Consider the following 24897-nt stretch of genomic DNA (forward strand, 5'->3'; position numbering starts at 1 on the left):
AAGATCCTGACGCTGCGCTTCTACGGCAACCTGACCCAGTCGCAGATCGCCGACCAGATCGGGATCAGCCAGATGCATGTGAGCCGGCTGCTGACGAAGGCGCTGACGAAGCTCCGCACCGAACTCCACAACGGCTTCTGACATCAGAAGCTGGATCAAGTTCAAGGTCCTGTCGTAGCGGGGCGGGTGGTCCGGACCGCAACTCCCGTCGAGGGCCGCGCCGGGAGGAGCTGGGCGCTGGGCGCCCAGAGCGCTCCTCCCAGCACGGCGACGTGCGTGCGTGGTCACGCCCAACGGCAAAAGAACAACCCCTCCGGGCCGGGGCCGGAGGGGTTGACTTTGTTCTTCGAGCGCAACCATTTACGCAGGTCGCGCGGGTGGGGTGAGCGTCCTGGGCGCGCCAGCGCCCTGCTCGCCCCGCCCGCGCCCTCGACGGGAGTTACGGTCCGGACCACCCGCCCCGCTACGACATCCTGCTCTTGATCTGGCTCTTGCTGAGCGCTCTTGATCTGGCTCTTACTGAGCGCCCGACGCCTGCCAGTTGAGCGAGACGAGCAGGGAGCGCGCCTGGTCGGCCACCTCTGCATCCGTCACCACCGCATACGTCCCGGCCTGGATCGAGGAGCGCGAGGCGAAGTCGCGCCGGCCGCCGGTGGCCGCGTGGGCGATGGCGCCGAACACCGCACCCCAGGCGGCGCCGATCAGCAGGCAGACCAGGATGACGGCGAACCAGCCGGAGTCGCTGAACAGCCCGAACAGCAGGCCGACGAACAGGCCGAACCAGGCGCCGCTGGCCGCGCCGGCCAGCGCCGCGCGGGCGACCGTGACCCGGCCCAGCACGTTCTCGACCAGGCGCAGGTCGGTGCCGATGATGGCGGTGCGCTCGACCGGGAACTTGTTGTCGCTGAGCGTGTCGACGGCCTTCTGGGCCTGGGCGTAGCCGGGGTAGGTGCCGACCACGACGGTCGGGGAGCCGCCCGCGGCCTGCGTCTGGGCGGGCAGGCTGGGCACGCCGCCCGGGCCGGGCGGGACGCCGCCGGCCGTCGTCGGGTTATCGGGGGTGGGTGCGGTCATTTCGTACCTCCCTTGACGCGGCGGCCGGCGGATGCCGGAGCGCCGGAGTTCTTTCGCACGGACGCGGGAGCGGGCTTCGGCCGGGTCCGAGGAGCCGGAGGCGGCGCCGACAGCGGGAAGGCGGCGGCCAGGCGGGCCCACAGCAGGAAGGCGCCGGCCGCGACGGCCGTGATCGCGGCCGAGCCGGCCAGGAACGCGAACCGGCCCGAGACCAGGTCGGGCATGGCCCGCTCGGAGAGGACGACCGAGGCCAGGCCGAACGATCCGGCCGCGGCGGTCACCAGGCCGACGGCCAGCAGCGGCAGCTTGACCACGCGGCTGGCGGGCCGGGTGTCCATGGGTTTGAGCAGCCGGATGATGAACACCGCGAACGCGCCCCAGGCCAGCGTGACCATGAGCGCGGCCAGGGTGTCGCTGGGGCGGTGCCACTCGGCCCAGACGGTGGCCACGGCGATCACCGTGACGTAGGCGAAGCCGGCCAGGGCGACCATGCCCCGCAGCGCCTGCGGCAGCACCAGGATCACCGCGAACGCGACCGACGCGGCGGCCGTGGTGTGGCCGCTGGGGAACGAGTTCGGCATCCCCGAGCCGTCCAGGTCGGGGCGGGGGAGCTGGGTCTTGATCAGCTGCGTGGTCAGGTTGGCCCCGATCACCAGCAGGGCCGCGCCGAGCGCCAGGTCGAGCCGCCGGCGGACCACGCCGAAGACCGCCGCGAACAGGCAGACCAGCACGAGGCTGGCCAGCGAAGTGTTGTTGAGCGTGCGCTCGAGCACCCCGGTCACCTGTGCGTGGTGCACGTCGGCGCCGCGCATCACGATCGTGTCGACCTGCTGGCCGAGCGTCGTGCGGACGGCGACCTGGTAGAGCGCCGGCACGGCGAGCGTTGCCAGGGCGGCGACGGCCAACGGCGCGAGCAGGTGACGCGAGGCGCGGGGAGGCGCGGCCGTCGCCGGCTGGGGGGACGCCAGGACCGTCATGGGCGTGTCCTTCGGATGGGCTGGGCGGGGCGCTAGGGCGATTGCCCAACCGGCGGCATTTCTAAGCGCGTCGAATCATAAGTCTCAGCGGGTTCACGGCGACACATCCGCCACGTGTGCGTCGCGTCGCAACTTGTCCGCACCCTCGTGCGCACTTGTCCCGCAACTCCCCGCCGCCACCTTCTAACGGACGCCGCCCGTTGAGAAGGAGACGTTCCATATGAGGCAGTACGCCCGCCGGTTCGCCGGCCCGCTGCTGGTGTTCGCTGTCGGTGCCGGTCCGGTGGCCGCGCCCGGTACGGCGAACGCGGCCGCGGTCTCGGCCAAGATCGACGTGCGCACCACGCTCAAGGTGCGATCCGGTCCCTCGCTGGCCGGCAAGGTGCTGGGGTCGCTGCGCGACAACCAGCGGGTCTCCGTCGTCTGCGCGGTCACCGGCCAGAGGGTCCGGGGCTCGGTGCGTACGACGACCCAGTGGGACAAGCTCAGCTCGGGTGGTTACGTCACCCACGCGTACGTGCGGAGCAGCGGAGCCATCAAGCGCTGCGCGACCTCGTCGCCCCAGGCCGTGGCGGTCAAGGCGAAGAAGCCGGCCAAGGCGAAGAAGCCGGCCAAGGCCGTCACCACGAACAAGGTCGGCACCGTGCGCAGCTCCGACGGCAAGGTCAACATCCGGTCGGGCCCGTCGACCACCGCCGCGGTCCGGCGCGTCGTCGCCAGCGGCAAGAAGTTGACCGGCGTCTGCTATGTCACCGGCGCGACGGTCCGCGGCACGGTCCGCACGACCTCGCAGTGGAACAAGCTCTCCGACGGCAACTACATCTCCCACGCCTACTTCGTGACGGCCGCGCTCAAGGCGTGCCCGGGCACTCCGGCCACGGCGCCGAAGCCGGTCGTCTCCCAGACGCCGGAGCAGTTCATCAAGGCGGCCGTGCCGGGCGCGCAGCTCGGCTGGCGCGAGTACGGCGTGCCGGCCTCGGTGACGATCGCGCAGGCGATCCTCGAGTCGGGCTGGGGCCGCAGCGGCCTGTCGTCGGTCGACCGCAACTACTTCGGGATCAAGTGCCAGAACGGCCGCTACGGCACGCTGGCCAACGGCTGCCACGAGTACACGACGCAGGAGTGCACCAAGGCGGGCAGCTGCTTCACCACGACGGCGACCTTCCGGACGTACGCCTCGATGGCGCACTCCTTCCGTGACCACGGCAACTTCCTGAGGGTCAACCCCCGGTACGCCCCGGCCTTCAACTACACGAAGAACGCCAACGCCTTCATCTGGAACGTGTGGAAGGCCGGCTACGCGACCGACCCGAACTACTACACCAAGATCACGACGCTGATGGCGCAGCAGAAGCTGTACCAGTACGACACCTGGAAGTGAGACTCACCCCCGTTGGCCGAAGCAGGCTGACGGGGGTGATTTGCACTTTATGCTGGCTTCGGTGAAGCGACGGGAGCCCTCGGCCGCCGCGGCGGAGGCCCGCCGCGGAAGCTTCACCGGTCTGCTTCTGGCGGGTGTCGTCCTGCTCGCCGGGCTCGCCGTGGTCACCTCGGTCTATGCCGTGCTGCGCTCGGCGCAGCGCGAGAACGCCGAGCGCGTGATGGACCAGCGCACCGCGATGGCCCGGGCGGCCGTGCAGACCGAGACCGAGCGGTATCGGTCGCTGGTCGAGACGGCCGCCGCCGGCATCGGCACCGACGCCACCCTGACCTGGGCCGAGTTCGACGCGGCGACCGCGCCGCTGGCCTCGGCCAACCTGATCGGCGCGGCTTCCCTGGCCTACGTCGTCCCGGTCACCAGGAGTGAGATCCCGGCCCAGCAGGCGCTCTGGCGGTCGCGCGGGGCCTCGGGGCTGGAACTACGCCCGGCTGTCCCCGCCGACGAGCACTACTTCTCGATCTTCACCCGCCCGTTGACCGCGGGCGGCCGGCCGATGAACGGCATCGACGTCGCGGCCGCCCCCGAGGCCGCGGCCGCCCTCACCGACGCCCGCCGGATCGGCCAGCCCAGCGTCTCCGACGCGTACGTGCTGTTGCGCGACCGCAATCTGCCGGCGGCCCAGCAGCAGCGCTCGTTCGTCTTCGCCGCCCCGATCTGGACCCGGGCCAACGTGCCCGAGTTCCGCGGCTGGCTCGTCCTCGGCCTCCGCGGGCAGGACTTCCTCACCGGCATGCTCGAGGCCGCCAGCCAGGGCCAGCTCGGGGGCGTGCTGCTCGCCACCAACCGCAACGGCGGCCGCCCGCCCGTCGCCGAATATCCCGTTCCCGGCCGGGCGAACCTGGAGCGCACCGCCGACCTCGTGGTCGCCGACCGGGGCTGGACCCTGGTCACCCGGGCCGAGGCCGCGCACCTGCCCGGCGCCTCGAGCCGGCTGCCGCTCACGGTGCTGCTCACCGGCAGCGCCCTCTCGCTGTTGCTCGCCGGCCTGGTCTACGTGCTGGCCACCGGCCGGGCCCGGGCCTGGGCGCGGGTGCAGAAGGCGACCGTGGACCTGCGCCAGGCCGAGGAGGAGAGCCGTCGCCAGGCCGGCCTGCTGGGCGCGATCATGGCGAGCATCAGCGACGCGGTCGGCGTGGTCGACGAGCGCGGCGCGTTCCTGATGCACAACCCGGCCGCGCGGGCGCTGCTCGGGGTGGCCGAGGACGAGGACGACCCGGCCGAATGGCAGAAGCACTACGGGCTCTACCGGCCGGACGGGCGCACACCGTTCCCGGTGGCGGAGACGCCGCTGATGCGGGCCCTGCACGGTGAGTCGTGCGACGGCGTCGAGATCCTCGTGCGCAACGCCCAGCGGCCCGAGGGCGTGCTGGTCAGCGTGGACGGGCGCCCGCTGGACACCAGCGCCGGCCGGCACGGCGCGGTGGCCGTCTTCCACGACATCACCGAGCTGCGCCGCTACGAGAACGACCTGGCGGTCTTCGCCGGGGTGGTCGCGCACGACCTGAAGGCGCCGCTGACCGTCATCCGCGGGCACAGCGAGGCGGTGATCGAGGACCTGCCGCCGGGCACGGGGGTCGAGCACACCGTGGAGCGCATCATCCGGGCCGTCGACCGGATGGCCGGACTGATCGACACGCTGCTCGCCTACAGCACGGCACGGGACGCGCCGCTGCGCATCCGCCGGGTCGGCCTGGGCGCGCTGGCCGGCGAGGTGGTCCACGACCGTACGGCGCACCTGCGCCCCGAGGACCGGCCGCGGATCACCGTCGGCGAGCTGCCGGCGGTGACCGCCGACCCGGCGATGCTGCGGCACGTGCTGGACAACCTGATCGGCAACGCCCTCAAGTATGTGCGCCCGGGCACCGAGCCGCGCGTCGAGGTGACGGGCTCGACCGACGGCGCCTGGGCCCGGGTCGAGGTGGCGGACCGGGGGATCGGCATCCCCGACGACGCCAAGAACGACGTCTTCGACAGCTTCCATCGCGCCCACGCCGAGGCCGGGTACGCCGGCACCGGCCTCGGCCTGGCGATCTGCCGGCGCATCGTGGAGCGCCACGGCGGCGAGATCGGGGTGGCCGACAACCCCGGCGGCGGCACGCGCTTCCACTTCACCCTGCCCGTTGTCGTGTTCGAGGAGGAACCGCACATGAAAGACACCGATGAGGCCGCGGCCCGAGCGGCCCTGGAACGTGCCCTGGCCCAGCGGGCCGCGATGGAGAACTCCCGCCTGCCCGGCCTGAGCGCGTTGCCGGCAGCCGACCCGTCGTCGCACGACCCGGCCGCGGCCGACATCCGCACCCCGGTGCCGGAACACCACCCCGCCGTCGAGTGAGGGTGTGACCCAGGTGACGTGGGGTGTCGCGTCGCCGGCGGAGGGGCAGGATGAGAGTCATGACGATTCCCGCACTGCCGCTCCCCAAGGCGGCCGACGGCACCCCCGTCGAGATGCCTCTGCTCGGCTTCGGCACCTGGCAGCTGCACGGCGATTCCGCGTACCAGGCGGTCCGGGACGCGCTGGAGGCCGGCTACCGCCACCTCGACACCGCCACCATGTACGGCAACGAGGCTGAGGTCGGCCGCGCCCTGAAGGACTCCGGCGTCCCCCGCGACCAGGTCTTCCTCACCACCAAGCTGCCGCCCGAGCGGGCCGGCCGGGAAAGGGCCACGATCGAGGCCTCCCTGCGCGACCTGGGCGTCGACGCGGTCGACCTGTGGCTGATCCACTGGCCGCCCCACCGCGGCCGGTCGGTGCGCGTCTGGCAGGCGTTCATCGAGGCCCGCGAGGCCGGCCTGACCCGGGCCATCGGCGTCAGTAACTACGACACCGGCGAGGTCGACGAGCTGACGGCCGAGACCGGCCAGACCCCGGCGGTCAACCAGGTCCGCTTCGGTCCGTCCCTCTACGACCCGCGCGTCCTGGCCGCCCACCGCGAGCGGGGCGTCGTCCTCGAGGGCTACTCCCCGTTCAAGACGACCAACCTGCACGACCCGGCCCTGACCCGCATCGCCGCCGCCCACGGCGTCGACCCGGCCCGCGTCGTGCTGCGCTGGCACGTCCAGCACGAGATCGTGGTGATCCCCAAGTCCAAGACCCCGGAACGCATCGCCGGCAACGCCGACATCGACGGCTTCGTGCTCACCGCCGACGAGATGCGAGCCATCGACGCGCTCGGCGGTCGCTGAGGCAGATCCGTCCGGCGGAGATTCCCGGTGTGGAGGCGGCGTTAATCACCAGGCGTTTTCGGCGGGATCCGCCTATTCTTGCTGCGCGATGTCGACAACACCTGCTGCACCGGCGCTGGCGGAACTGCGTGGCCGGATCAATGAACTGCTCCCGCGTGATGAGCGGCGCCTGCACCGGCGGCTCGAGGGCACCCGGCGCATCCGCGACGAGGACGCCCGTGCTGCCGCTCTGAGCGAGATCTCGGCCGAGGTCGAGAAGGCGGCCGCCCGCCTGGCCGCGCGGGTGGCCGGCGTGCCCGCGATCGGCTATCCCCAGTCGCTGCCGGTCAGCCAGCGCAAGGACGACATCCTGGCCGCCATCCGCGACCACCAGGTGGTCGTCGTGGCGGGTGAGACGGGGTCGGGCAAGACGACGCAGATTCCGAAGATCTGCATCGAGCTCGGGCGCGGCGTCCGCGGGCAGATCGGGCACACGCAGCCGCGGCGGATCGCGGCGCGCACCGTCGCCGAGCGCATCGCCGAAGAGGTCGGGCGGCCGTTGGGCACGACCGTCGGCTACAAGGTGCGCTTCACCGACCAGGTCTCCGACGACACCATGGTCAAGGTGATGACGGACGGCATCCTGCTGGCCGAGATCCAGAACGACCGCAACCTCTACCGGTACGACACGCTGATCATCGACGAGGCCCACGAGCGCAGCCTCAACATCGACTTCATCCTGGGTTACCTGCGCGAGCTGCTGCCCCGGCGGCCCGAGCTGAAGCTGATCATCACGTCGGCCACCATCGAGACGCAGCGGTTCGCCGAGCACTTCGCCGACAAGGACGGCAAGCCGGCCCCGGTGATCGAGGTTTCCGGCCGTACGTTCCCGGTCGAGACCCGCTACCGGCCGCTCGTCACCACCACCGAGGATGACACCGAGGAGCCCCAGGACCAGGTTGACGGCATCGCCGACGCGGTCGACGAGCTGGGTCGCGAGGGTGACGGCGACATCCTGGTCTTCCTCTCCGGCGAGCGCGAGATCCGGGACACCGCCGACGCGCTGGGCAAGCGCAACCTGCGCAACACCGACATCGTGCCGCTGTACGGCCGGCTGTCGGCGGCCGAGCAGCACAAGGTCTTCGAGCGGCACTCGCAGCGCCGGGTCGTGCTGGCCACCAACGTCGCTGAGACCTCGCTGACCGTGCCGGGCATCCGCTACGTCATCGACCCCGGCACCGCGCGCATCAGCCGCTACTCGCACCGACTCAAGGTGCAGCGCCTGCCCATCGAGGCGGTGTCGCAGGCCAGCGCCAACCAGCGCAAGGGCCGCTGCGGCCGGGTCGCCGACGGCATCTGCATCCGGTTGTACTCCGAGGAGGACTTCGAGGCGCGGCCCGAGTTCACCGAGCCCGAGATCCTGCGGACCAACCTGGCCAGCGTCATCCTGCAGATGACCAACCTGGGCCTGGGCGACCTGGCGAAGTTCCCGTTCATCGACCCGCCCGACCGCCGCAACATCACCGACGGCGTGAAGCTGCTGGAGGAGCTGGGCGCGCTCGACGACCGCAAGCTCACCCCGCTCGGCCGTCAGCTCGCGCAGCTGCCGGTCGACCCGCGGCTGGCCCGCATGGTGATCGAGGCCGACCGGCAGGAGTGCCTGGCCGAGGTCATGGTGATCGCGGCCGCGCTGTCCATTCAAGACCCGCGCGAGCGCCCCACCGAGAAGCAGCAGCAGGCCGACGAGAAGCACGCCCGGTTCACCGACAAGGAATCGGACTTCTTCAGCTACCTCAACCTGTGGCGCTACCTGCGCGAGAAGCAGCAGGAGCTGTCCGGCAACCAGTTCCGGCGGCTCTGTCGCAGCGAATTCCTCAACTACCTTCGCGTACGCGAGTGGCAGGACATCTACGCGCAGCTGCGCCAGGTGGCCCGTACGCTCGGACTGTCGCTCGTGGAGGACCGCGAGGAGGTCGCCGAGGGGCAGCACGTGCACACGGCCCTGCTGTCCGGCCTGCTCTCGCACATCGGCCTCAAGGAGGGCGACAAGCGCGAGTACCTGGGCGCCCGCGGCGCGAAGTTCGCCATCTTCCCGGGCTCGGCGCTGTTCAAGAAGCAGCCGCGCTGGGTGATGTCGGCCGAACTGGTCGAGACCAGCCGTCTGTGGGGCCGGGTGAACGCCCGCATCGAGCCCGAGTGGGCCGAGAAACTGGCGCCCCACCTGGTCAAGTACTCGTACAGCGAGCCGCACTGGGAAAAGAAGCAGGGCGCCGTCATGGCGTACGAGAAGGTGACCCTGTACGGGTTGCCGATCGTGCCCCGGCGCAAGGTCGGCTACTCCAAGGTCGACCCGGTGGCGTCGCGGGAGCTGTTCATCCGGCACGCGCTGGTCGAGGGCGACTGGGACACCCACCACACGTTCTACAACGAGAACGTGAAGCTGCTGGCCCGGATCGAGGAGATCGAGAACCGGGCCCGGCGGCGCGACATCGCGGTCGACGACGAGACCGTGTACGCCCTGTACGACGCCCGCATCCCGGCCGACGTGGTCTCGGCCCGGCACTTCGACTCGTGGTGGAAGAAGGCCCGGCGCGACGACCCGGAGCTGCTGACGTTCACCCGCGAGATGCTCGTGAACGCCGGCCGCGACGGGGTGGACCCCAACGCGTACCCGGACGCCTGGCTCGCCAACGGGGTGCGGCTGCCGCTGACGTACGAGTTCGAGCCGAACACGAAGGCCGACGGCGTCACCGTCGAGGTGCCGATCGCGCTGCTCAACAAGCTCGACCCGGACGACTTCGGCTGGTCGGTGCCCGGGTTCCGGCGCGAGGTCGTGATCGCGTTGATCCGGGCTCTGCCCAAGGCGTTGCGGACCAACTTCGTCCCCGTGCCGGACTGGGCCGACGCCGTGCTCGACCGGGTGCCGGCGCGACGCGGGCCGCTGCCCGACGCGATCGGCAACGAGCTGCGACGGCTGACCGGGACCGTCGTGCCGCGCGACGCCTGGCGCCCCGACGAGGTGCCCGACCATCTGCGCGTCAACTTCCGGGTGGTCGACGAGCAGGGCCAGGTCGCGGGGGAGGGCCGCGACCTCGAGGTGCTGCGGCGCTCGCTGGCCCCCAAGGTGCAGCAGACCATCTCGAAGGCGGCCGGCGACATCGAGCGCCGGGGCATCACCGCCAACGACTTCGGAATGCTGCCGCGCCGGGTCGCCCAGGTGCGCGGCGGGTACGAGGTCAACGTCTATCCGGCGCTGGTCGACGAGGGCGACAGCGTGGCCGTCAAGGTCTTCGAGACCGAGGCCGAGCAGCGTACGGCCATGATCGCGGGAACCCGCAAGCTGCTGCTGCTGACGTTGCCGCCGGCCGCGCGCTACCTGCAGGGGCGGCTCGACAACCAGGCCAAGCTCGAGCTGACCCGGGGCAACCCGTACCGGTCGATCGCCGAGCTGCTGGACGACTGCGCCGGGGCGGCCGTCGACCGGCTGGTGGCCGACGCGGGCGGGCCGGTGTGGTCGTCGATCGAGTTCGCCTCGCTGCGCGACACCGTACGCCAGGATCTCGTCGACGCCGTGGCCAACGTGGTCACCCAGGTGCGGCAGGTGCTCTCCACGGCGTACGACATCGAGCAGCGCCTGAAGTCGCAGCGCAACCCGACGCTGCTGCCCGCCCTGGCCGACATCCGCCAGCAGCTCAAGGGCCTCGTGCACGCCGGCTTCGTGACCGAGACCGGCTGGCGCCAGCTGCACCACCTGCCGCGCTATCTGCGCGGCATGGTCTACCGGCTCGACCGCCTCGGCGGCAACCTGGCCCGCGACCGCCAGCTGACGGCCCAGATCCACGAGATCGAGTCGGAGTACCGCGAGCTGCGCGGGCTCGGCGCACCCGAGGAGGGGCTGCGGGAGATCCGCTGGATGATCGAGGAATTGCGGATCAACTTCTTCGCCCAGTCGCTCGGCACCGCCTATCCGATATCGGACAAACGGATCTTCAAGGCGATGGACCAGCTCCCGGTGTAGCGCGCTCGTTGGCGCTCGGGTGCCGTTCGGTCACCCCCCTGTCGTGGGTGCCCGGCAGGCCCTAGCGTTCTGGCCATGACGAACGAATTCCTGGCCTTCGCCCCGATTTCCGCGCTCGTTCCGGCCTCTCCGGCGACCGGCCTGCTCGACGAAATGATGGCGCGGGTCGGGGTCGACGGCATCGTCGCCGCCCTCGCCGACCCGGGCCTGCTGGCCCTGGTCGACCAGCACGCCGCCGCCGTGCGGGACACGCTCGAGTCGGCCGGCCGCGACGGCGACGCCGACGGCCTGGCCGGGTACGCCCGGGCGATCGTCGCGGGCGCCCGCCGGATGAGCCGCGGCCTGCCCGACCCGGGTTTCGCGCCGACCGCTCCGGCCGACTGGAAGGCCGCCGACTGGCACCTGCTGCGCCTGGTCGCGATCTGCATGATCGCCGAGGAGAACGGGGTGCTCTGACCTTCTCCGGGGCCGCCGGGCGGGCCGTCCACTTTCAGGTTCGCCCGAAACGCCTATAGGGGTGCGTTGCGGTGAAATCGGTCAATACGCCATCTTGTACGTATGAAGCTCGCCCTCACGCTCGCCGCGATCACCGGTCTCGTCATCCCCGCGGCACCCGCGTTCGCCGCTCCGACGCCCGCCCCGTCCGCCACGGCTCCGTCCACCGCGCAGCTGGTCGCCCGGTGGACCTTCGACGCCGGCGCCGTCAACGGCCGCGTGGCTGACGCCTCGGGACGCGGCGGCCCCGCCCTCACCACCCGCACCGCCGACGCGGGTGTGCTCCGCTTCGACACCGCCACCCCGAGCGGCCGCTACGTCTCGTTCCCGACGGCGTGCGCGACCACCGCCACCAAGTGCCCGCGCGCGCTGCTGGAGACGGCGAGCGTCGCCAACCTCAACCCCGGCACCCGGAACTTCCGCTGGTCGGCCCGGCTGCTGACGATCAAGACCCAGATCACGGGTTCGGCCAACGTCATGCAGAAGGGCGTGGCCAACACGTCGAGCCAGTGGAAGATGCAGGTCGGCAAGACCAACGGCAAGGCACAGTGCGTCGTCGTCGGCGCCGGCTCGCCCACCGTCTACATCGCGCGCTCGTCGGCCTCGGTCGCCGACGGCACCTGGCACAAGGTCGTCTGCCAGCGCCGGGGCACGGCGCTCCAGGTGTGGATCGACGACAAGCTCGACGGTCAGGCCACCGTCCCGGCCAACCTGTCCGTCAGCAACACGTTGCCGCTGCGCATCGGCGGCCCGAACTTCAACACCAAGACCGACATGTTCCACGGCCGCCTCGACGACGTCTACGCCGAGCTCGGCTGACGGTTACCCGAAGGTGCCCTGAGCTCGGAAAAGTGCGTTCTTCCGAGCCCAGGGCACGGCTCGTACGGTGATCGGCATGGCTGTTTCTCTGATCAACCCGCCCGGCTTGCCGAAGATCGACGTCTACCGGCAGGTGTCGATCGCGACCGGCACCAGGCTCATCCACGTCGCCGGCCAGGTCGCCTGGGACGCCGGCGACTTCGCCACCCAGGTCGAGCAGAGCTACCTGAACGTGGCCACCGCGCTCGAGGCCGCCGGCGCCACATTCGCCGACGTCGTGAAGCTCACCGTGCACGTCGTCGACTGGAAACCCGACCGCATGCCCGAGCTGCTGGACGGCATCGCCCGCGCCTCGGCCCGGCTGGGCGTGACCATTGAGGCTCCGGCCTCGCTGTTCGGCATCGCCGCCCTCGACGTCCCGGAGCACCTGGTCGAGGTCGAGGCGACGGCCGTACTCGAATAGGTGTGCTAGGCGTTGCCCTCGAACCGGCGGCGGGCGGCTTTGATCTGCGACAGATAGGTCTGGGTCCAGTCGCACATGCCGTCGACCACCTTGCGCAGGGCCTGGCCGGCGTCGGTGAGGGTGTATTCGACGCTGGGTGGGACGGTGGGGTGCACGGTCCGCTCGACCAGGCCGTTCCGTTCGAGCGTGCGCAGATTCTGGGTGAGCACCTTGTGGCTGATGCCGCCGACCTCGCGGCGCAGCTCGTTGAAGCGCATGGTGCGCTGCCCGAGAAACTCGATGATCAGCAGCGACCACTTGGTGGCCACGTCCGAGAAGATCTCGCGGGCCAGCGAGTCGGCCTGGGCCAGGTCGGCCTCGGGCGGCAAAGCGCTGATCTCCTGCCTGGTCCCCATGCCAAGACCCTACTTGCCGTACGGATAGAGGCGCCCGGGCTGTGCCCGGGCGCCTCTATCATCGCGGCCGTTCGCCGTCGGCCCTTTGCGTTGGCCCAGCTGCGCTTTCGTGGTGGCGCGGCTGGGCCGTCGTGTCGGCCTAGCTGCGGCGGAAGGCGTAGGAGCGACCGCCGCTCGCGCCGGCCGCGCGGCCGGCCCGAGCCTGTTCGGAGCGTTGCCGGGCGGCCTGCCGCTCGTCGCGGGCGCCGTGCTGGGCCGCCCCCGATTTCTTACGGCCGGTGGAATCCGCGGCGCGGGGAAGGGCCGGTGCGAGCTCGCTCACGGCGAGATCATCCGGGTCGATCCGGACGGTGAAACGTTGGCCAGGCATGCAGACCTCCTCTGAGCCCTGCTGAGGACAGGGCGAGGCACGGTGGAGCCGGGGAAAGGTGAGACGTGATGTTCCGGGTGTCGGGCACGGAGGCGGCTCCACGGCGGACAACCCCGCCGGAGCACCCGGAACCGAGCACGGTGAACGGCCTCAACGGCCGGAGCATCAGAAGCGCATGCCGCAACAGTAGGGGCCGGCCCGGAGGCACGCCACCGAATTAAATCCGCGCTGCCCCGGCGTCCAGGATCGCCGTGGCCCGCGGGTAGTCCCGCAGCTGGGACCGTACGGAATCGAGCCCCACCCGCAGGGCCACCGCGGGCACGCCGCGCGCCTGGAGCACGCCGTTCGTCCACTCCACGAAGTCGGTGAAGATCGGCGTCTCGCTCACGTAGAGGGCGGCCGCCAGGAAGTCGACGATGTGCGCCATGTCCTCGGCCGTCGAGTCGAGCTGGCGCTGGTTGTACTCGCGCATGGCCGGATACGACTCGGTCAGCCGGCGCATCGCCGTGCCGATCAGCTCGCCGCGGTTGCGTACCACGTACGTGTATTCCTCGTCGCCCAGGAAGGCCGACAGCTGCGGATCCGGGCTGTACGGCGGCCAGTTGCGGGCCAGCCGCTGCGCCGCCTCTTCCGCGCCGGCGGCCCACGCGTCGGCCCCCAGGTGCTGGGCGTAGCGGCCGCCGGGACCGAAGCCGCGCCCACCGGCGATGACCGGCACCCCGGCCGCCTTGCAGGCCGTGATCGCCGCGTGCGCACGCGGCAGCCGCGTCGCGATCATGCAGCTCAGTGCGACCACGTCGGGCCCGGTCTGGTGCAGGTGGGTGATCAGGTGCGGGCCGGGCACGTTGGCGCCCAGGAAGTCGACCCGCCAGCCGTCCAGCCGCAGCATCTCGGCCAGCAGTCGGGTGGGCAGCGCGTGCCATTCCCCGTCGACGCAGGCGATGGTGACCCGGCCCCGCGTCGGCCGGACGTTCGTCCGGGCTGCCACCGCGGCCACCGCGCGCTCGCTGATCGCCGTCGCCGCGTGCTCCCGGGCGACCGACCACTCGTTGGCCGCCCACAACTCGCCCACCCGGGCCTGCGTGCCGGCGATCAGGTCGATCAGGATGCGCTGCGGCGCCACACCGCCGTCCAGCAGCTCGCCGACCATCTCGACCGCGCCGTACTCGTCGCCCTCGCCCACCAGGCGCAGGAACTCGTCGGCCAGCCCCGGCTCGTCGATCGACCGCCGCGCGACGACGCTCACGAGCGCTGCCGCACGCGCCGCTCGGCGCGCCGCGCGTCGATCGCGAACGGCGACTGGTTGCGGTCGCCGTTGCGCAGGCTCAGCTGGGTGCGGGCCGGGGCACGGACGGCCAGCATGGCGATGTCGTCCCAGGTGCCACCGTGCACCCAGTCGCTGACGAGCTGGCGCACCCGCTCGACGGTGGCCACCCCGGGCATCCCGCGGCACTCGGCCAGCGCGTCGTGCAGCCGGGCCTCGCCGAACTGCTCGTCGCCGCTCGGGCCGCCGCGGGCCTCGGTCAGGCCGTCGCTGTAGAGCAGGCACAACTCGCCGGGGGCCAGCTCGACCTCGGCCGGCCGCACCACCGTGCGGAGCACGGCGCCGATCAGTGTGCCGCTCGTGGGCACCTGTTCGACCGTGCCGTCGGACCGCAGCACCAGCGGCGGCGGATGGCCGCCGGTGGCCAGGTTGAGCCGCACCCGGCCGTGGTCGGCGCGGCTGACCGACCCGACCACCATCGTGACGAAGCGGTGCTGCCGGCCCGATTCGAGCAGGGCCTTGTTGAGCACGTGCAACATCTCGTCGGGCGCCGCGCCGACCAGTCGCAGCGCGCGCAGGGTCTGGCGCACCTTGCCGGTGAGCACTGCCGCCTCGGGCCCCTTGCCGCACACGTCGCCCAGGGCGATCACGGTGTCGGGGCTGGTGTCGGTGGGCCCGAACACGTCGTAGAAGTCGCCGCCGATGCGCATCGCCTCGCGGGCGGCCTGGTAGGAGCCGACCAGTTCGATGCCGTCGGGCTGGGGCAGCTCGGGCGGCAACAGGTCGGCCTGGAGCACCGCCGTGGTGTCGACCTGCTCGCGGTAGAGCCCGGCGGCCGAGATGGCCGCGCCGGCCCGGGCCGCGAAGATGCGGGCGAGGATCTCGTCTTCCGGGCTGAACTCGGCGTCGTCGCCGCGGCGGGCCAGGATCAGCGCCCCGGCCGGCTCGGCGTTGCCCGGCAGGGGAGTGACCAGCAGCGCCCCGACCGGGCCGAAGCCGGCGGGCAACAGCCACTCGGGAGCCTGGGACGCGTCGAGCCACTTGCTGGGGATGGGCGGGAAGCCGCCGAGCGCCTCGACCAGGCCGGGCACCTCGGCCAGGGACGGCTCGCGGAGCTGGCCCTCCACGGGCGCCTCGCCGGCCACGACCCGCACCCAGTGGGCCTGGCGGCGGTTGACGGGCAGCACCACCACGGCCGCGTCGGCCAGGTGGGCCACGGCCAGCTCGGCCGTGATGCGGATGCAGCGGCCCTGGTGCAGCGAGGAGGAGAGACGGCGACCGGCCTCGGCCAGGAACGCCGTGCGGGCACGCTCGGCGCGCAACGCGTCGGCCCGGGCCACCTCGTCGGTGCGGTCGCGCAGGTACCACCCGTAGTGGTGGTCGCCCAGCCGGCGGCGCTGACCCTGCAGGTGGCGGCCGTCGTAGCAGTCGGTGAAGGTGTCGTCGCCGGCGGCCAGCGCGCCGGCCAGGCCGGGGAGCGGCCCGCCGACCGCGGTGGCGCCCGCGGACAAACCGGGCACCAGCGTCTGAGCCGCGGAGTTGACCATGAGGATGGTGTCGTCGGCCGTGCCGCAGAGCACCACCGCCTCACTGGCGGCGTCGAGCGCGGCACGGAGCAGCGTTGCCAGCTGTTCGCCGGTGGACACCGGCGCTGTCATCGGCGATGGCGCTGTCATTGGTGCCTCCCGTCTTCTCCCCGCCTGACACGATCTTCTATGCCCAGACTACGTGCTCACGCGCTCGGCGGCCGTGCCCAGGTGGCTGATCAAGCGGGGGCGGCGCTCAGATCGACCACGATCGGGGCGTGGTCGCTGGGGCCCTTTCCCTTGCGCGCCTCGCGATCCACCACCGCGTCCGCGACCCGGTCGGCCACCGATGGGGTGGCATAGACGAGATCGATCCGCATCCCCTTGTTCTGGTGGAACATGCCGGCGCGGTAATCCCAATAGGTGAAGGGGTGGTCGCCCTTCATGGGACGGGCCACGATGTCGCGGAGCCCCACCGCGCGGATCTCGGCCAGCGCGTCACGCTCGGGCGCAGTCACATGGGTCGAGCCGGCGAACACGCTCGGATCCCACACGTCGTCGTCGGTGGGCGCGACGTTGAAGTCACCGGCGACCACCAGCGGCCCCGTGCCGGCCTCGGCCGCGAGCGTCGTGCGCAGGGCGGCCAGCCAGGACAGCTTGTAGGCGTAGTGCGGGTCCTCCGGCGTACGCCCGTTGGGCACGTAGATCGAATAGAAGCGGATCCCGTCGCACCGGGCGCTGATCGCGCGCGCTTCCGGCTCCGGATATCCCGGCTCCCCGTCGAACCCGTGGCGTACGTCCTCAAGCCCGACCCGGGACAGCAGGGCCACGCCGTTCCAGCGCCCCTGGCCGTACGCCGCGGTGTCGTAGCCCAGCTCGCGCACCTCGTCCGAGGGGAAGCCGTCGGCCGCGACCTTGGTCTCCTGAAGGCACACCACGTCCGGTTCGGTGCCGTCCAGCCACTCCAGCAGGCGTGGCAGCCGGGCCTTGACCGAGTTGACGTTCCACGTGGCGAAGCGCATCCACCCACCCTGCTACATCAGCGCCCGAACCGCTTCTTCCGCCGCGGCGAGTCACGCAGCGCGAGGCGGCCGGCGGGTGTCAGGGCCGACCGGCGGGTGTCAGGGCCGGCGGGTGAATCGCGTGGCGGCGAGAAGCGCGACGGTCAGGCCTCCCGTGAGAACGAGAAGCACCGCGACCATCCAGACCACAGCTCCCTCGGAGCCCACCAGCGCCGCCATGCCGTCTCCCTTCCGCCATCCAACATAAGCCGAATGTGATCCGCGTTACCAGCGAACCCGGCCAGCGAATAATGCCCGACTTCGGACCGCGATGCCAGTTCGCGCCCGCGCGTTGTTCAGCATGCGAGCACCCGGCCTGCCCGTTCCCCACCGGCCGCCCGAAAAGCGATCTTTTCACCGCGCCGGGCCATCCCGAGCCCCCACCCGCCCAGAGGGGATAGGAAGGGGAGACTATCGCCTGTCAAGCGGGCGCGGCCGGTTGTCCACAGATCAGTCGCGGTCGTGGCCGGCGAGGGCGGCGGCGTTCGCCGCATGCCAGTGGCGCGCGAACTCCGCCGGCGGCACCGCGGGCCCCCACAGCCAGCCCTGGCCCCGGGTCACGCCCACTGCGGCCAGGGCGTCGCGCTGCACCCGGGTCTCGACGCCCTCGGCGATCACGCTCAGGCGCAGCGCGTGGCACAGGGCCACGATGGCCCGGACGATCTCGTCGTCCTCGGGGTTGCTGCCCAGGCCGGTGACGAAGGAACGGTCGATCTTGATGCCGGTGACCGGGAAGCGGCGCAGGTAGCCCAGGGCCGAGAAGCCGGTGCCGAAGTCGTCGATGAGCACCTGGCAGCCGAGTTCGCGCAGCTCGAACAGCACCCGGCCGGCCACGCCGGTCGAGTCGACCAGCACCGTCTCGGTCATCTCGACCGCCACGCTGTGCGGGGGCACCCCGTACGCCTGCATCTCGGCCGCCAGCACCAGCGGCAGGTTCGGGTCGAGCAGCTGGCGGCCGGACACGTTGACCGAGACGTAGAACGCGTCGCCGACCGTGCCGTCGGCGCGCCATTCGCCCAGTTGGCGCAGCGACTCCCGGCGGACCCGGTCGCCGATCGCCCCGATCAGGCCGGCGTCCTCGGCGATGGGGATGAACAGGGCCGGGCTGATCGGTCCACGCACCGGGTGGTTCCAGCGCACCAGGGCCTCGGCGCCGGCCGGCACCCCGGGCATCAGGTCGACGATCGGCTGATAGGCCACGGTGAGCTCGTCGCGGCCGAGCGCCTTGCGCAGCTCGACCTCGAGTTCGATCCGTTCCCGCACCTGGTCGTGCATGACCGCGTCGAAGACCGTGCAGCTGCCGGGGCCCTCGGCCTTGGCCCGGTACATCGCCGTGTCGGCCTCGCGCGTCAGGGACTCGGCCGAGGCCGCGGGGGTCGAGGCGGAGGCCAGGCCCATGGAGCAGGTGATGGTCAGCTCGGTGCCGCGCACCGGGAACGTACGGGAGAAGCAGTTCCGGACGACGTCGACCAGCGCGTCCGCGTCGGCCCGGTCACCCGCGACGGCCAGCATGAACTCGTCGCCGCCGAGCGCGCCGACGGGAACCTCGGCCGGGACGGCCGCGCGCAGCCGCCGGCCCACCTCGATGACCAGCTGGTCGCCGGTGTCATGACCCCAGCCGTCGTTGACCATCTTGAAGCCGTCCAGGTCGAGCAGCAGCACCCAGACCGGGCCGCGCGACAGCATCCGCGTGATCTTCTCACCCGTTTCGCGGCGGTTGGGCAGGCCGGTCAGCGCGTCGTGCATGGCCTGGTGCTCGGCGCGCAGCTGGGCCGCGGCCTGGGAGCGTACGGCGCCGATCGCCCGCACCAGCAACAGCGCCACGATCACCAGGCCGGCCACCGCGATCGTGGCCCGCTCGCTCGGGCTGTCCAGCACTGTCAGCAGCACGAACGGGCTGGCCAGAGCGGGCGCGAGCACGGCTATGCGACGCGCTGACCAGGCCTGTACGGGTGGGCGGGCGGCCCGCCCGAGCCGGGTCACCGAGGGATGCAGCGCGGTCACGCCGATGAGCACGAAGCCCAGCAGGAACGGGGCGTCGAACAGCGGGGAGGCGTACGTGATGCCGTTGGCGCCGACTATCGCGTACGCCGTGTCGCCGACGAACATCGAGGCCATCGCGCACATCAGGGCGACCAGACTGGCGGGCCAGGTGGTGGCGGTGAAGGTCAGGTTGATGAGCAGCATCAGCACGACCACGTCGAACAGCGGATAGAGCCCCGCCACGAACGACACCGGCCCGGGCCGGTCCGAGATCTCGGCCGCCGGCGCGGCCAGCAGCAGGCCGACGACGAGCGCGCCGGCCACGCAGACGATCAGCGTGTCGAGCACCGCATGCCGGTCGAGGCTCTGCCGCTGCCGCACCATGGTGACGAGGAAGGCGCAGAGCATGGCGTAGCTGCTGATGGTCGCGCAGTCGGCGAGCAGCGGCCACAGCCCCGGCAGATTCTGCACCGCCGGGCGCAGCAGCACCCCGACCAGGCAGCCGAGCACCGCCCCGGCGAGCAGCAGCCAGGCGCCGGGCGGTTCCGCTCCGTGCCGGCGCGGACCGGCGAAGCAGGCCCACACCGAGCCCGCCGCGACCACCAGCATGCAGGCAGCGTTGACCGCCGGCGACACGTTCACGGTGTAGACGACGGTCGCCAGCACACCCAGCGACGCGAACAGCCGCCAGTTCCTGGTCATCGTTCTTTGTTTCGGACGTTTCCGCCCGGGGCTGAGTCGCGCCGCCAGTCGGTCAGCGGGCGAGCGCGGTTCCCGTGCGGCGCAGCGCGGGCGGGGTGCGCCGGGCCGGGATGCTGCCGCCGTGGGCGAACAGCGTGGGGCCGGCCGCCCGGCGCAGAACGGTGCGGGCCACCGAGCCGAGCAGGCCCGCGGCGTGCACGCCGCGTGGCCCGAGCACGGTCACCCGGGCGCGGCCCGAGGCCCGCACGAGAGTGGCCGCCGGCGACCCGGTGAGCAGCCGGGTCCGGTAGTCGACCAGTTCGGGCACGGCCTCGACCGCCCGGGCCAGCACGTCGCGGCCCGCTGCCTCGGCCGCCGGGCCGGGTTCCTCCACGACATGGGCGACGACCACGCCGACGTTGCGGCGGGCGCCCTCCTCGGCCGCCTGGCGCAGCGCCAGCAGCGAGCACCGCGAGCCGTCGACCGCGGCGAGGATCGGCCCGGCCTGGGGGCGCGGGCCGCGCGCGACCAGCACCGGGCACCAGGCCCGGGCGACCGTCTGCACCAGCACCGAGCCGGACGGCAGCCAGGGCAGGGTGGCCAGGTCGTCGTCGCCGAGCACGAGAAGCTCAGCAGTGCGGCTCAGGCGCAGCAGCACCCGATCGGCCGGCCCGTCGACGAGTTGGCCCTGCACCCGGACGCCGGGTGTGGAACGCTGGGCAGTGGCGACGGCCGCGTCGACCACCTGAGATGCGGCCCGCCGGGCCCGGTCGTAGTCTTGGTCGAGGCGGGGGTGCGACCAGGCGAAAGCGTGCACTATCCGGAGTTCCCGGCCGCGTGACACGGCCTCCCTGGCGGCCAGCCGCACGGCGGCCAGACCCGCGGAGGTGCCGGTGACCCCCACCACCACAGGACTCGGACTCGGATTCGGCATCGGGTCGCACCTCCGCGTTCGACTACAACCATTATCTATACAAGAGCGCCACTCTTCGTGATCAATCCCTCAGCAGGGATCCGCCTGATGACCCATTCAGGTTGAGGGTTTACGGTGAACTACAAAATTTGTGGGACATCTGCCGGTGAAGTGAGGGAAATACATGACGGATGTCAAGCTCGACCACCCTGGTGGCCAGCTGTCGATGCCGGTACGCGACGCGGTCGAGGGCCCGGGCGGCATCGACGTCAGCGCCCTCCTCAAGGAGACCGGCTTCGTCACCCTCGACCAGGGTTTTGTGAACACTGCCTCGACCACGTCGACGATCACCTACATCGATGGTGACGCCGGCATTCTCCGCTACCGCGGTTACCCGATCGAGCAGCTGGCCGAGCGGTCGTCGTTCCTCGAGGTCTCCTACCTCCTGATGCACGACGAGCTGCCCACCCCCCAGCAGCTCAAGGATTTCGCCGACAAGATTCGCGTCCACACCCTCCTGCAGGAGGAGATGCGCGCCTTCTTCTCCGGGTTCCCGCGTGACGCGCACCCGATGGCTGTTCTTTCCTCGGCCGTCACCGCGCTGTCGACGTTTTATCAGGACGCGCTCGACCCGCTCGACCCCGAACAGGTCGAGATCTCGGGGATTCGGCTCATGGCGAAGCTTCCGACCATCGCCGCCTACGCGTACAAGAAGTCCATCGGCCACCCGCTGCCGTACCCGGACAACAGCTTCGACTACGTCGAGAACTTCCTGCGGATGACCTTCGGCCTGCCCACGGTTCAGTACGACGTCGACCCCAAGGTCGCGAAGATCCTGGACATGCTGTTCATCCTGCACGCCGACCACGAGCAGAACTGTTCCACGTCGACGGTCCGCCTGGTCGGTTCGGCGCAGGCCAACCTGTTCGCGTCGGTCTCGGCCGGCATCAACGCCCTCTCCGGCCCGCTGCACGGCGGGGCCAACGCGGCCGTGCTCGAGATGCTCGAGCAGATCCGCAAGGACGGCGGCGACGTCAACTCCTTCGTCACGCGAGTGAAGAACAAGGAGAAGGGCGTCAAGCTGATGGGCTTCGGCCACCGGGTCTACAAGAATTACGACCCGCGGGCCGCCATCGTCAAGAAGGCCGCGCAAGAGATGTTCTCGACGCTCGACCGGCCCGACCCGATGCTCGAGCTGGCGTTCCAGCTGGAGGAGATCGCGCTCAGCGACGACTACTTCGTCTCGCGCAAGCTCTACCCGAACGTCGACTTCTACACGGGCCTCATCTACAAGGCGATGGGCTTCCCGACCAAGATGTTCACGGTTCTCTTCGCGCTGGGCCGCCTGCCGGGCTGGATCGCGCAGTGGACCGAGATGATGAACGACCCGGCCAACAAGATCGGCCGGCCCCGCCAGCTCTACACGGGCGCCGCCGAGCGTGAGTTCGTGGCGATCGACAAGCGCTGACCGATCGGACGCTGAGCCCGATCCAACGCTGAGCCCGATCCAACGCTGAGCCCGATCCAACGCTGAGCCCGATCCCACGCTGAGCCCGATCCAACTGCGTGATGACGCCCCGCCGGATTTCCGGCGGGGCGTTTTCGTAACATCAGCGCATGGAGACGTTGGAGTTTCAAGCCGAGGCCAGGCAGTTGTTGCAGTTGATGGTCCACTCGATCTATTCGAACAAGGACATCTTCCTGCGCGAGCTGATCTCGAACGCCTCGGACGCGCTGGACAAGCTGCGGCTGGCGACCCTGCAGGACGGCCTGGAGGCGGACGCCACCGATCTGCACATCGAGCTCGAGGCCGATGCCGAGGCCCGCACGCTGACCGTGCGCGACAACGGCATCGGCATGACCCGCGAGGAGGTCGTCGAGCTGATCGGCACGATCGCCAAGTCGGGCACGGCCGAGCTGCTCACCAAGCTGAAGGAAGCCAAGGAGAGCCCCGAGCTGATCGGCCAGTTCGGCGTCGGTTTCTACTCGACCTTCATGGTCGCCGACAAGGTCGAGCTGGTGACCCGCAAGGCCGGCACCGAGGGGCACGGCACCCGCTGGGAGTCGACAGGCGAGGGCACGTTCACGATCGACGACGAGCCCGACGCGCCGGTCGGCACCACCGTCACCGTCCACCTGCGGCCGAAGGACGAGGAGGACGCGCTCTACGACTACACGGACACCCCGAAGATCCGAGAGATCGTCAAGAAGTACTCGGACTTCATCTCGTTCCCGATCCGGATGGGCGACGACACGCTCAACTCGATGAAGGCACTGTGGGCACGCCCGCGCTCCGAGGTGTCCGACGAGGAATACCACGAGTTCTACCGGCACATCAGCCACGACTGGTCCGAGCCGCTCGAGATCATCAACATGCGGGCCGAGGGCACCTTCGAGTACGAGGCCCTGCTGTTCCTGCCGTCCCGCGCCCCGCACGACCTGTTCCAGCGCGACGCCCGCCGCGGCCTGCAGCTCTACGTCAAGCGCGTCTTCATCATGGACGACAGCCGTGAGCTGATCCCCGACTACCTGCGCTTCGTCAAGGGCGTGGTCGACGCGGCCGATCTGTCGCTGAACATCTCGCGCGAGATCCTCCAGCAGGACAGGCACATCCAGATGATCCGCCGGCGGCTGGTCAAGAAGGTGCTGTCGACGATCAAGGACCTGCTGAACAACAACCCGGAGAAGTACGCGACGTTCTGGCGCGAGTTCGGCCGGGCGGTCAAGGAGGGCCTGCTCAACGACTCCGACAACCAGAAGGCGATCCTCGACGTCGCCACGTTCGCCTCCACCGCGGGCAGCGAGCCGACCACGCTCACCGCCTACCTGGAGCGGATGAAGGAGGGCCAGGACGAGATCTACTACCTGACCGGCGACAGCCGTTCCCAGGTGGAGAATTCGCCGCACATGGAGGCGTTCCAGGCCCAGGGGTACGAGGTGCTGATCCTGACCGACCCGGTCGACGAGATCTGGGTCGAGGCCGTGCCCGACTACGACGGCAAGAAGTTCCAGTCCATCGCGCGCGGCTCGGTCGACCTGCCCAAGGACAAGGAGGAGCCGGAGCCCGAGGGCGACTTCGCGCCGCTGCTCACCTATCTCAAGGAGCAGCTGACCGAGCAGGTCAAGGACGTCCGCCTCTCGCACCGGCTCACCACGTCGGCCGCCTGCCTGGTCAGCGACACCGACGACATCACGCCGGCGCTCGAGAAGATGTACCGGGCGATGGGTCAGGAGGGCCCGCGGGTCAAGCGGATCCTCGAGCTGAACCCGAACCACCCGCTGGTCGGCGGGCTGCGCTCGGCGCACGAGCAGCGGGTCGACGACGCGGCGCTGCCCGAGACGGCCGAGCTGCTGTACGGCACGGCGCTGCTGGCCGAGGGCGGCGACCTGGAAGATCCGGCCCGCTTCGCCAAGCTCCTCGCGGACCGTCTGGCCCGCACGGTCTAAAGACGATCCAGCCAGTCCCGGGCGCCGGGGTGCCGCACCCGCACCCCGGCCACCCGGATCGCTTCGGCCAGCGTCTCCTCCATGGTGGCGCCGCCCGCCAGGAAGTAGGCGAGCGCGCCGTGGAACGCGTCACCGGCCCCCGAGGTCTCGACGGCGTCGACCGGCGGGACGGGCACCGACCGCGTGACGCCGCCGGAGGTCCAGGTCACGGGGGCGGGTCCGTGGGTGACGACCACGTGCGGCGCCTCGACGACGCCGGTGGGGTGGCGGAACGCGGCCGAGCAGGCGACCACTTCGGCGTACGGCAGGATGTCGGCGAACACGGGCCGCCACGTTCCCGCGTCGACCACCAGGCGGTGTGCAGCCCGCGCGGCGGCCACGGCGAGCGCTGGGTGATGCCCGTCGACCAGCGTCAGCCCGGCGTCCGGCAAGCCCTCCGGCGGCACGGAGAACTCCAGCTCACCGGCGTTGCGGCTGATGATCGTGCGCTCGTGGCCGGCGACCACGATGCTCGACACCGGCGGCGGTGCCCCGGAGGCGACGGCCGCGTCGATCACCCGTACGCCGTGGTTCCGCAGATCGGAGCGGATGAGCGCGCCCAGCGGATGCGAGCCGATCGCGGTGACCAGCGTGACCGGGGCGCCCAGCGCGGCCGCCGTGACCGCGGCGTTGGCAGCCGGACCGCCGGCCGCGACCTCGAACGCCGTGGCCTGGGCCTTCTCGTCGGCGCCGGGGATCCGGTCGACCCGGTAGACGAGGTCGACAGTGGCCAGCCCGACGCAGAGGATCATGGCGCGATCGAACGGAG

At 71.1% G+C, this 24897-nt stretch carries 20 protein-coding genes; 10 read left to right on the top strand and 10 right to left on the bottom strand.

Annotated elements, in window-relative coordinates; all coding sequences use genetic code 11:
- Positions 1-141, top strand: a 141-nt coding sequence (locus LXN57_RS18355) for a sigma-70 family RNA polymerase sigma factor (protein ID WP_251799572.1), incomplete at its 5' end; no start/stop codon positions are given.
- A gap of 375 nt (positions 142-516) precedes the next feature.
- On the opposite strand, the gene LXN57_RS18360 is transcribed toward LXN57_RS18355, so the two are convergent.
- Both LXN57_RS18360 and LXN57_RS18365 read right to left on the bottom strand, forming a co-directional pair.
- The gene (locus LXN57_RS18360; RefSeq protein WP_251799390.1) at positions 517-1074 is read right to left on the bottom strand and encodes a YflT domain-containing protein; all 558 of its coding nucleotides are present in this window, start codon (positions 1072-1074) and stop codon (positions 517-519) included.
- Complete coding sequence (locus tag LXN57_RS18365) at positions 1071-2051, bottom strand: phosphatase PAP2 family protein (protein WP_251799391.1); 981 nt, start codon at positions 2049-2051, stop codon at positions 1071-1073. The genes LXN57_RS18360 and LXN57_RS18365 overlap by 4 nt, the downstream gene beginning before the upstream one ends.
- Positions 2052-2271: 220 nt before the next feature.
- On the opposite strand from LXN57_RS18365, the gene gsmA reads away from it, so the two are divergent.
- From gsmA to LXN57_RS18400, 7 genes are all read left to right on the top strand, one after another.
- A complete protein-coding gene (gene gsmA, locus LXN57_RS18370; RefSeq protein WP_251799392.1) occupies positions 2272-3432 on the top strand; it encodes a sporangiospore maturation cell wall hydrolase GsmA in 1161 nt (386 codons plus the stop codon).
- 61 nt (positions 3433-3493) lie between these two features.
- On the top strand, positions 3494-5824 hold the full coding sequence (locus LXN57_RS18375; RefSeq protein ID WP_251799393.1) for an ATP-binding protein: 2331 nt from the start codon (positions 3494-3496) through the stop codon (positions 5822-5824).
- A 59-nt stretch (positions 5825-5883) separates the two neighbouring features.
- Complete coding sequence (locus tag LXN57_RS18380; RefSeq protein ID WP_251799394.1) at positions 5884-6675, top strand: aldo/keto reductase; 792 nt, start codon at positions 5884-5886, stop codon at positions 6673-6675.
- Positions 6676-6763: 88 nt separating this feature from the next.
- Positions 6764-10672: an ATP-dependent RNA helicase HrpA gene (gene hrpA, locus LXN57_RS18385; protein ID WP_251799395.1), complete on the top strand. Its 3909-nt coding sequence runs from the start codon at positions 6764-6766 to the stop codon at positions 10670-10672.
- Between the two features lie 75 nt (positions 10673-10747).
- Positions 10748-11128, top strand: a complete 381-nt coding sequence (locus LXN57_RS18390; protein WP_251799396.1) for a DUF6401 family natural product biosynthesis protein — start codon at positions 10748-10750, stop codon at positions 11126-11128.
- A gap of 102 nt (positions 11129-11230) precedes the next feature.
- Positions 11231-11986: a LamG-like jellyroll fold domain-containing protein gene (locus tag LXN57_RS18395; protein ID WP_251799397.1), complete on the top strand. Its 756-nt coding sequence runs from the start codon at positions 11231-11233 to the stop codon at positions 11984-11986.
- A 76-nt stretch (positions 11987-12062) separates the two neighbouring features.
- A complete protein-coding gene (locus tag LXN57_RS18400; protein WP_251799398.1) occupies positions 12063-12449 on the top strand; it encodes a RidA family protein in 387 nt (128 codons plus the stop codon).
- 5 nt (positions 12450-12454) lie between these two features.
- Here LXN57_RS18400 and LXN57_RS18405 read toward each other — a convergent pair whose 3' ends face one another.
- The 7 genes from LXN57_RS18405 to LXN57_RS18435 all read right to left on the bottom strand — a co-directional run bounded on the left by LXN57_RS18405 (position 12455) and on the right by LXN57_RS18435 (position 20663).
- Complete coding sequence (locus tag LXN57_RS18405; RefSeq protein WP_251799399.1) at positions 12455-12844, bottom strand: winged helix-turn-helix transcriptional regulator; 390 nt, start codon at positions 12842-12844, stop codon at positions 12455-12457.
- Positions 12845-12983: 139 nt separating this feature from the next.
- Positions 12984-13214, bottom strand: a complete 231-nt coding sequence (locus LXN57_RS18410; RefSeq protein ID WP_251799400.1) for a hypothetical protein — start codon at positions 13212-13214, stop codon at positions 12984-12986.
- 217 nt (positions 13215-13431) lie between these two features.
- Positions 13432-14460 carry a cobalamin B12-binding domain-containing protein gene (locus LXN57_RS18415; protein ID WP_251799401.1) on the bottom strand — a complete coding sequence of 343 codons (1029 nt, stop codon included), beginning with the start codon at positions 14458-14460 and terminating at the stop codon, positions 13432-13434.
- Positions 14457-16154: a PP2C family protein-serine/threonine phosphatase gene (locus tag LXN57_RS18420; RefSeq protein ID WP_251799402.1), complete on the bottom strand. Its 1698-nt coding sequence runs from the start codon at positions 16152-16154 to the stop codon at positions 14457-14459. Before LXN57_RS18420 ends, LXN57_RS18415 begins: the two co-directional genes overlap by 4 nt.
- A gap of 89 nt (positions 16155-16243) precedes the next feature.
- Positions 16244-17026, bottom strand: a complete 783-nt coding sequence (locus LXN57_RS18425) for an exodeoxyribonuclease III (RefSeq protein WP_251799403.1) — start codon at positions 17024-17026, stop codon at positions 16244-16246.
- 489 nt (positions 17027-17515) lie between these two features.
- Complete coding sequence (locus tag LXN57_RS18430; protein ID WP_251799404.1) at positions 17516-19750, bottom strand: putative bifunctional diguanylate cyclase/phosphodiesterase; 2235 nt, start codon at positions 19748-19750, stop codon at positions 17516-17518.
- Between the two features lie 52 nt (positions 19751-19802).
- The gene (locus LXN57_RS18435) at positions 19803-20663 is read right to left on the bottom strand and encodes a universal stress protein (RefSeq protein ID WP_251799405.1); all 861 of its coding nucleotides are present in this window, start codon (positions 20661-20663) and stop codon (positions 19803-19805) included.
- 163 nt (positions 20664-20826) lie between these two features.
- Here LXN57_RS18435 and LXN57_RS18440 point away from each other — a divergent pair, with 163 nt between their 5' ends.
- Together LXN57_RS18440 and htpG are read left to right on the top strand one after the other, a co-directional pair.
- A complete protein-coding gene (locus tag LXN57_RS18440; RefSeq protein WP_251799406.1) occupies positions 20827-22110 on the top strand; it encodes a citrate synthase in 1284 nt (427 codons plus the stop codon).
- A gap of 149 nt (positions 22111-22259) precedes the next feature.
- Positions 22260-24089 carry a molecular chaperone HtpG gene (htpG, locus tag LXN57_RS18445; protein ID WP_251799407.1) on the top strand — a complete coding sequence of 610 codons (1830 nt, stop codon included), beginning with the start codon at positions 22260-22262 and terminating at the stop codon, positions 24087-24089.
- Here htpG and LXN57_RS18450 read toward each other — a convergent pair.
- Complete coding sequence (locus LXN57_RS18450) at positions 24086-24880, bottom strand: PfkB family carbohydrate kinase (protein ID WP_251799408.1); 795 nt, start codon at positions 24878-24880, stop codon at positions 24086-24088. The genes htpG and LXN57_RS18450 overlap by 4 nt on opposite strands.
- Between the last annotated feature and the right edge of the window lie 17 nt (positions 24881-24897).

Origin of the sequence: Paractinoplanes hotanensis (assembly GCF_023717965.1) — a bacterium.
Lineage (GTDB): Bacteria > Actinomycetota > Actinomycetes > Mycobacteriales > Micromonosporaceae > Actinoplanes > Actinoplanes polyasparticus.

Bases quoted from the DNA above. Each gene is read 5' to 3' on its own strand.
- LXN57_RS18440 (WP_251799406.1), top strand. From the start codon at position 20,827: ATGACGGATGTCAAGCTCGACCACCCTGGTGGCCAGCTGTCGATGCCG.
- LXN57_RS18360 (WP_251799390.1), bottom strand. From the start codon at position 1,074: ATGACCGCACCCACCCCCGATAACCCGACGACGGCCGGCGGCGTCCCG.
- LXN57_RS18400 (WP_251799398.1), top strand. From the start codon at position 12,063: ATGGCTGTTTCTCTGATCAACCCGCCCGGCTTGCCGAAGATCGACGTC.
- hrpA (WP_251799395.1), top strand. From the start codon at position 6,764: ATGTCGACAACACCTGCTGCACCGGCGCTGGCGGAACTGCGTGGCCGG.
- LXN57_RS18395 (WP_251799397.1), top strand. From the start codon at position 11,231: ATGAAGCTCGCCCTCACGCTCGCCGCGATCACCGGTCTCGTCATCCCC.
- LXN57_RS18390 (WP_251799396.1), top strand. From the start codon at position 10,748: ATGACGAACGAATTCCTGGCCTTCGCCCCGATTTCCGCGCTCGTTCCG.
- LXN57_RS18405 (WP_251799399.1), bottom strand. From the start codon at position 12,844: ATGGGGACCAGGCAGGAGATCAGCGCTTTGCCGCCCGAGGCCGACCTG.
- LXN57_RS18435 (WP_251799405.1), bottom strand. From the start codon at position 20,663: ATGCCGAATCCGAGTCCGAGTCCTGTGGTGGTGGGGGTCACCGGCACC.
- LXN57_RS18425 (WP_251799403.1), bottom strand. From the start codon at position 17,026: ATGCGCTTCGCCACGTGGAACGTCAACTCGGTCAAGGCCCGGCTGCCA.
- gsmA (WP_251799392.1), top strand. From the start codon at position 2,272: ATGAGGCAGTACGCCCGCCGGTTCGCCGGCCCGCTGCTGGTGTTCGCT.
- LXN57_RS18410 (WP_251799400.1), bottom strand. From the start codon at position 13,214: ATGCCTGGCCAACGTTTCACCGTCCGGATCGACCCGGATGATCTCGCC.
- htpG (WP_251799407.1), top strand. From the start codon at position 22,260: ATGGAGACGTTGGAGTTTCAAGCCGAGGCCAGGCAGTTGTTGCAGTTG.
- LXN57_RS18450 (WP_251799408.1), bottom strand. From the start codon at position 24,880: ATGATCCTCTGCGTCGGGCTGGCCACTGTCGACCTCGTCTACCGGGTC.
- LXN57_RS18420 (WP_251799402.1), bottom strand. From the start codon at position 16,154: ATGACAGCGCCATCGCCGATGACAGCGCCGGTGTCCACCGGCGAACAG.
- LXN57_RS18380 (WP_251799394.1), top strand. From the start codon at position 5,884: ATGACGATTCCCGCACTGCCGCTCCCCAAGGCGGCCGACGGCACCCCC.
- LXN57_RS18430 (WP_251799404.1), bottom strand. From the start codon at position 19,750: ATGACCAGGAACTGGCGGCTGTTCGCGTCGCTGGGTGTGCTGGCGACC.
- LXN57_RS18365 (WP_251799391.1), bottom strand. From the start codon at position 2,051: ATGACGGTCCTGGCGTCCCCCCAGCCGGCGACGGCCGCGCCTCCCCGC.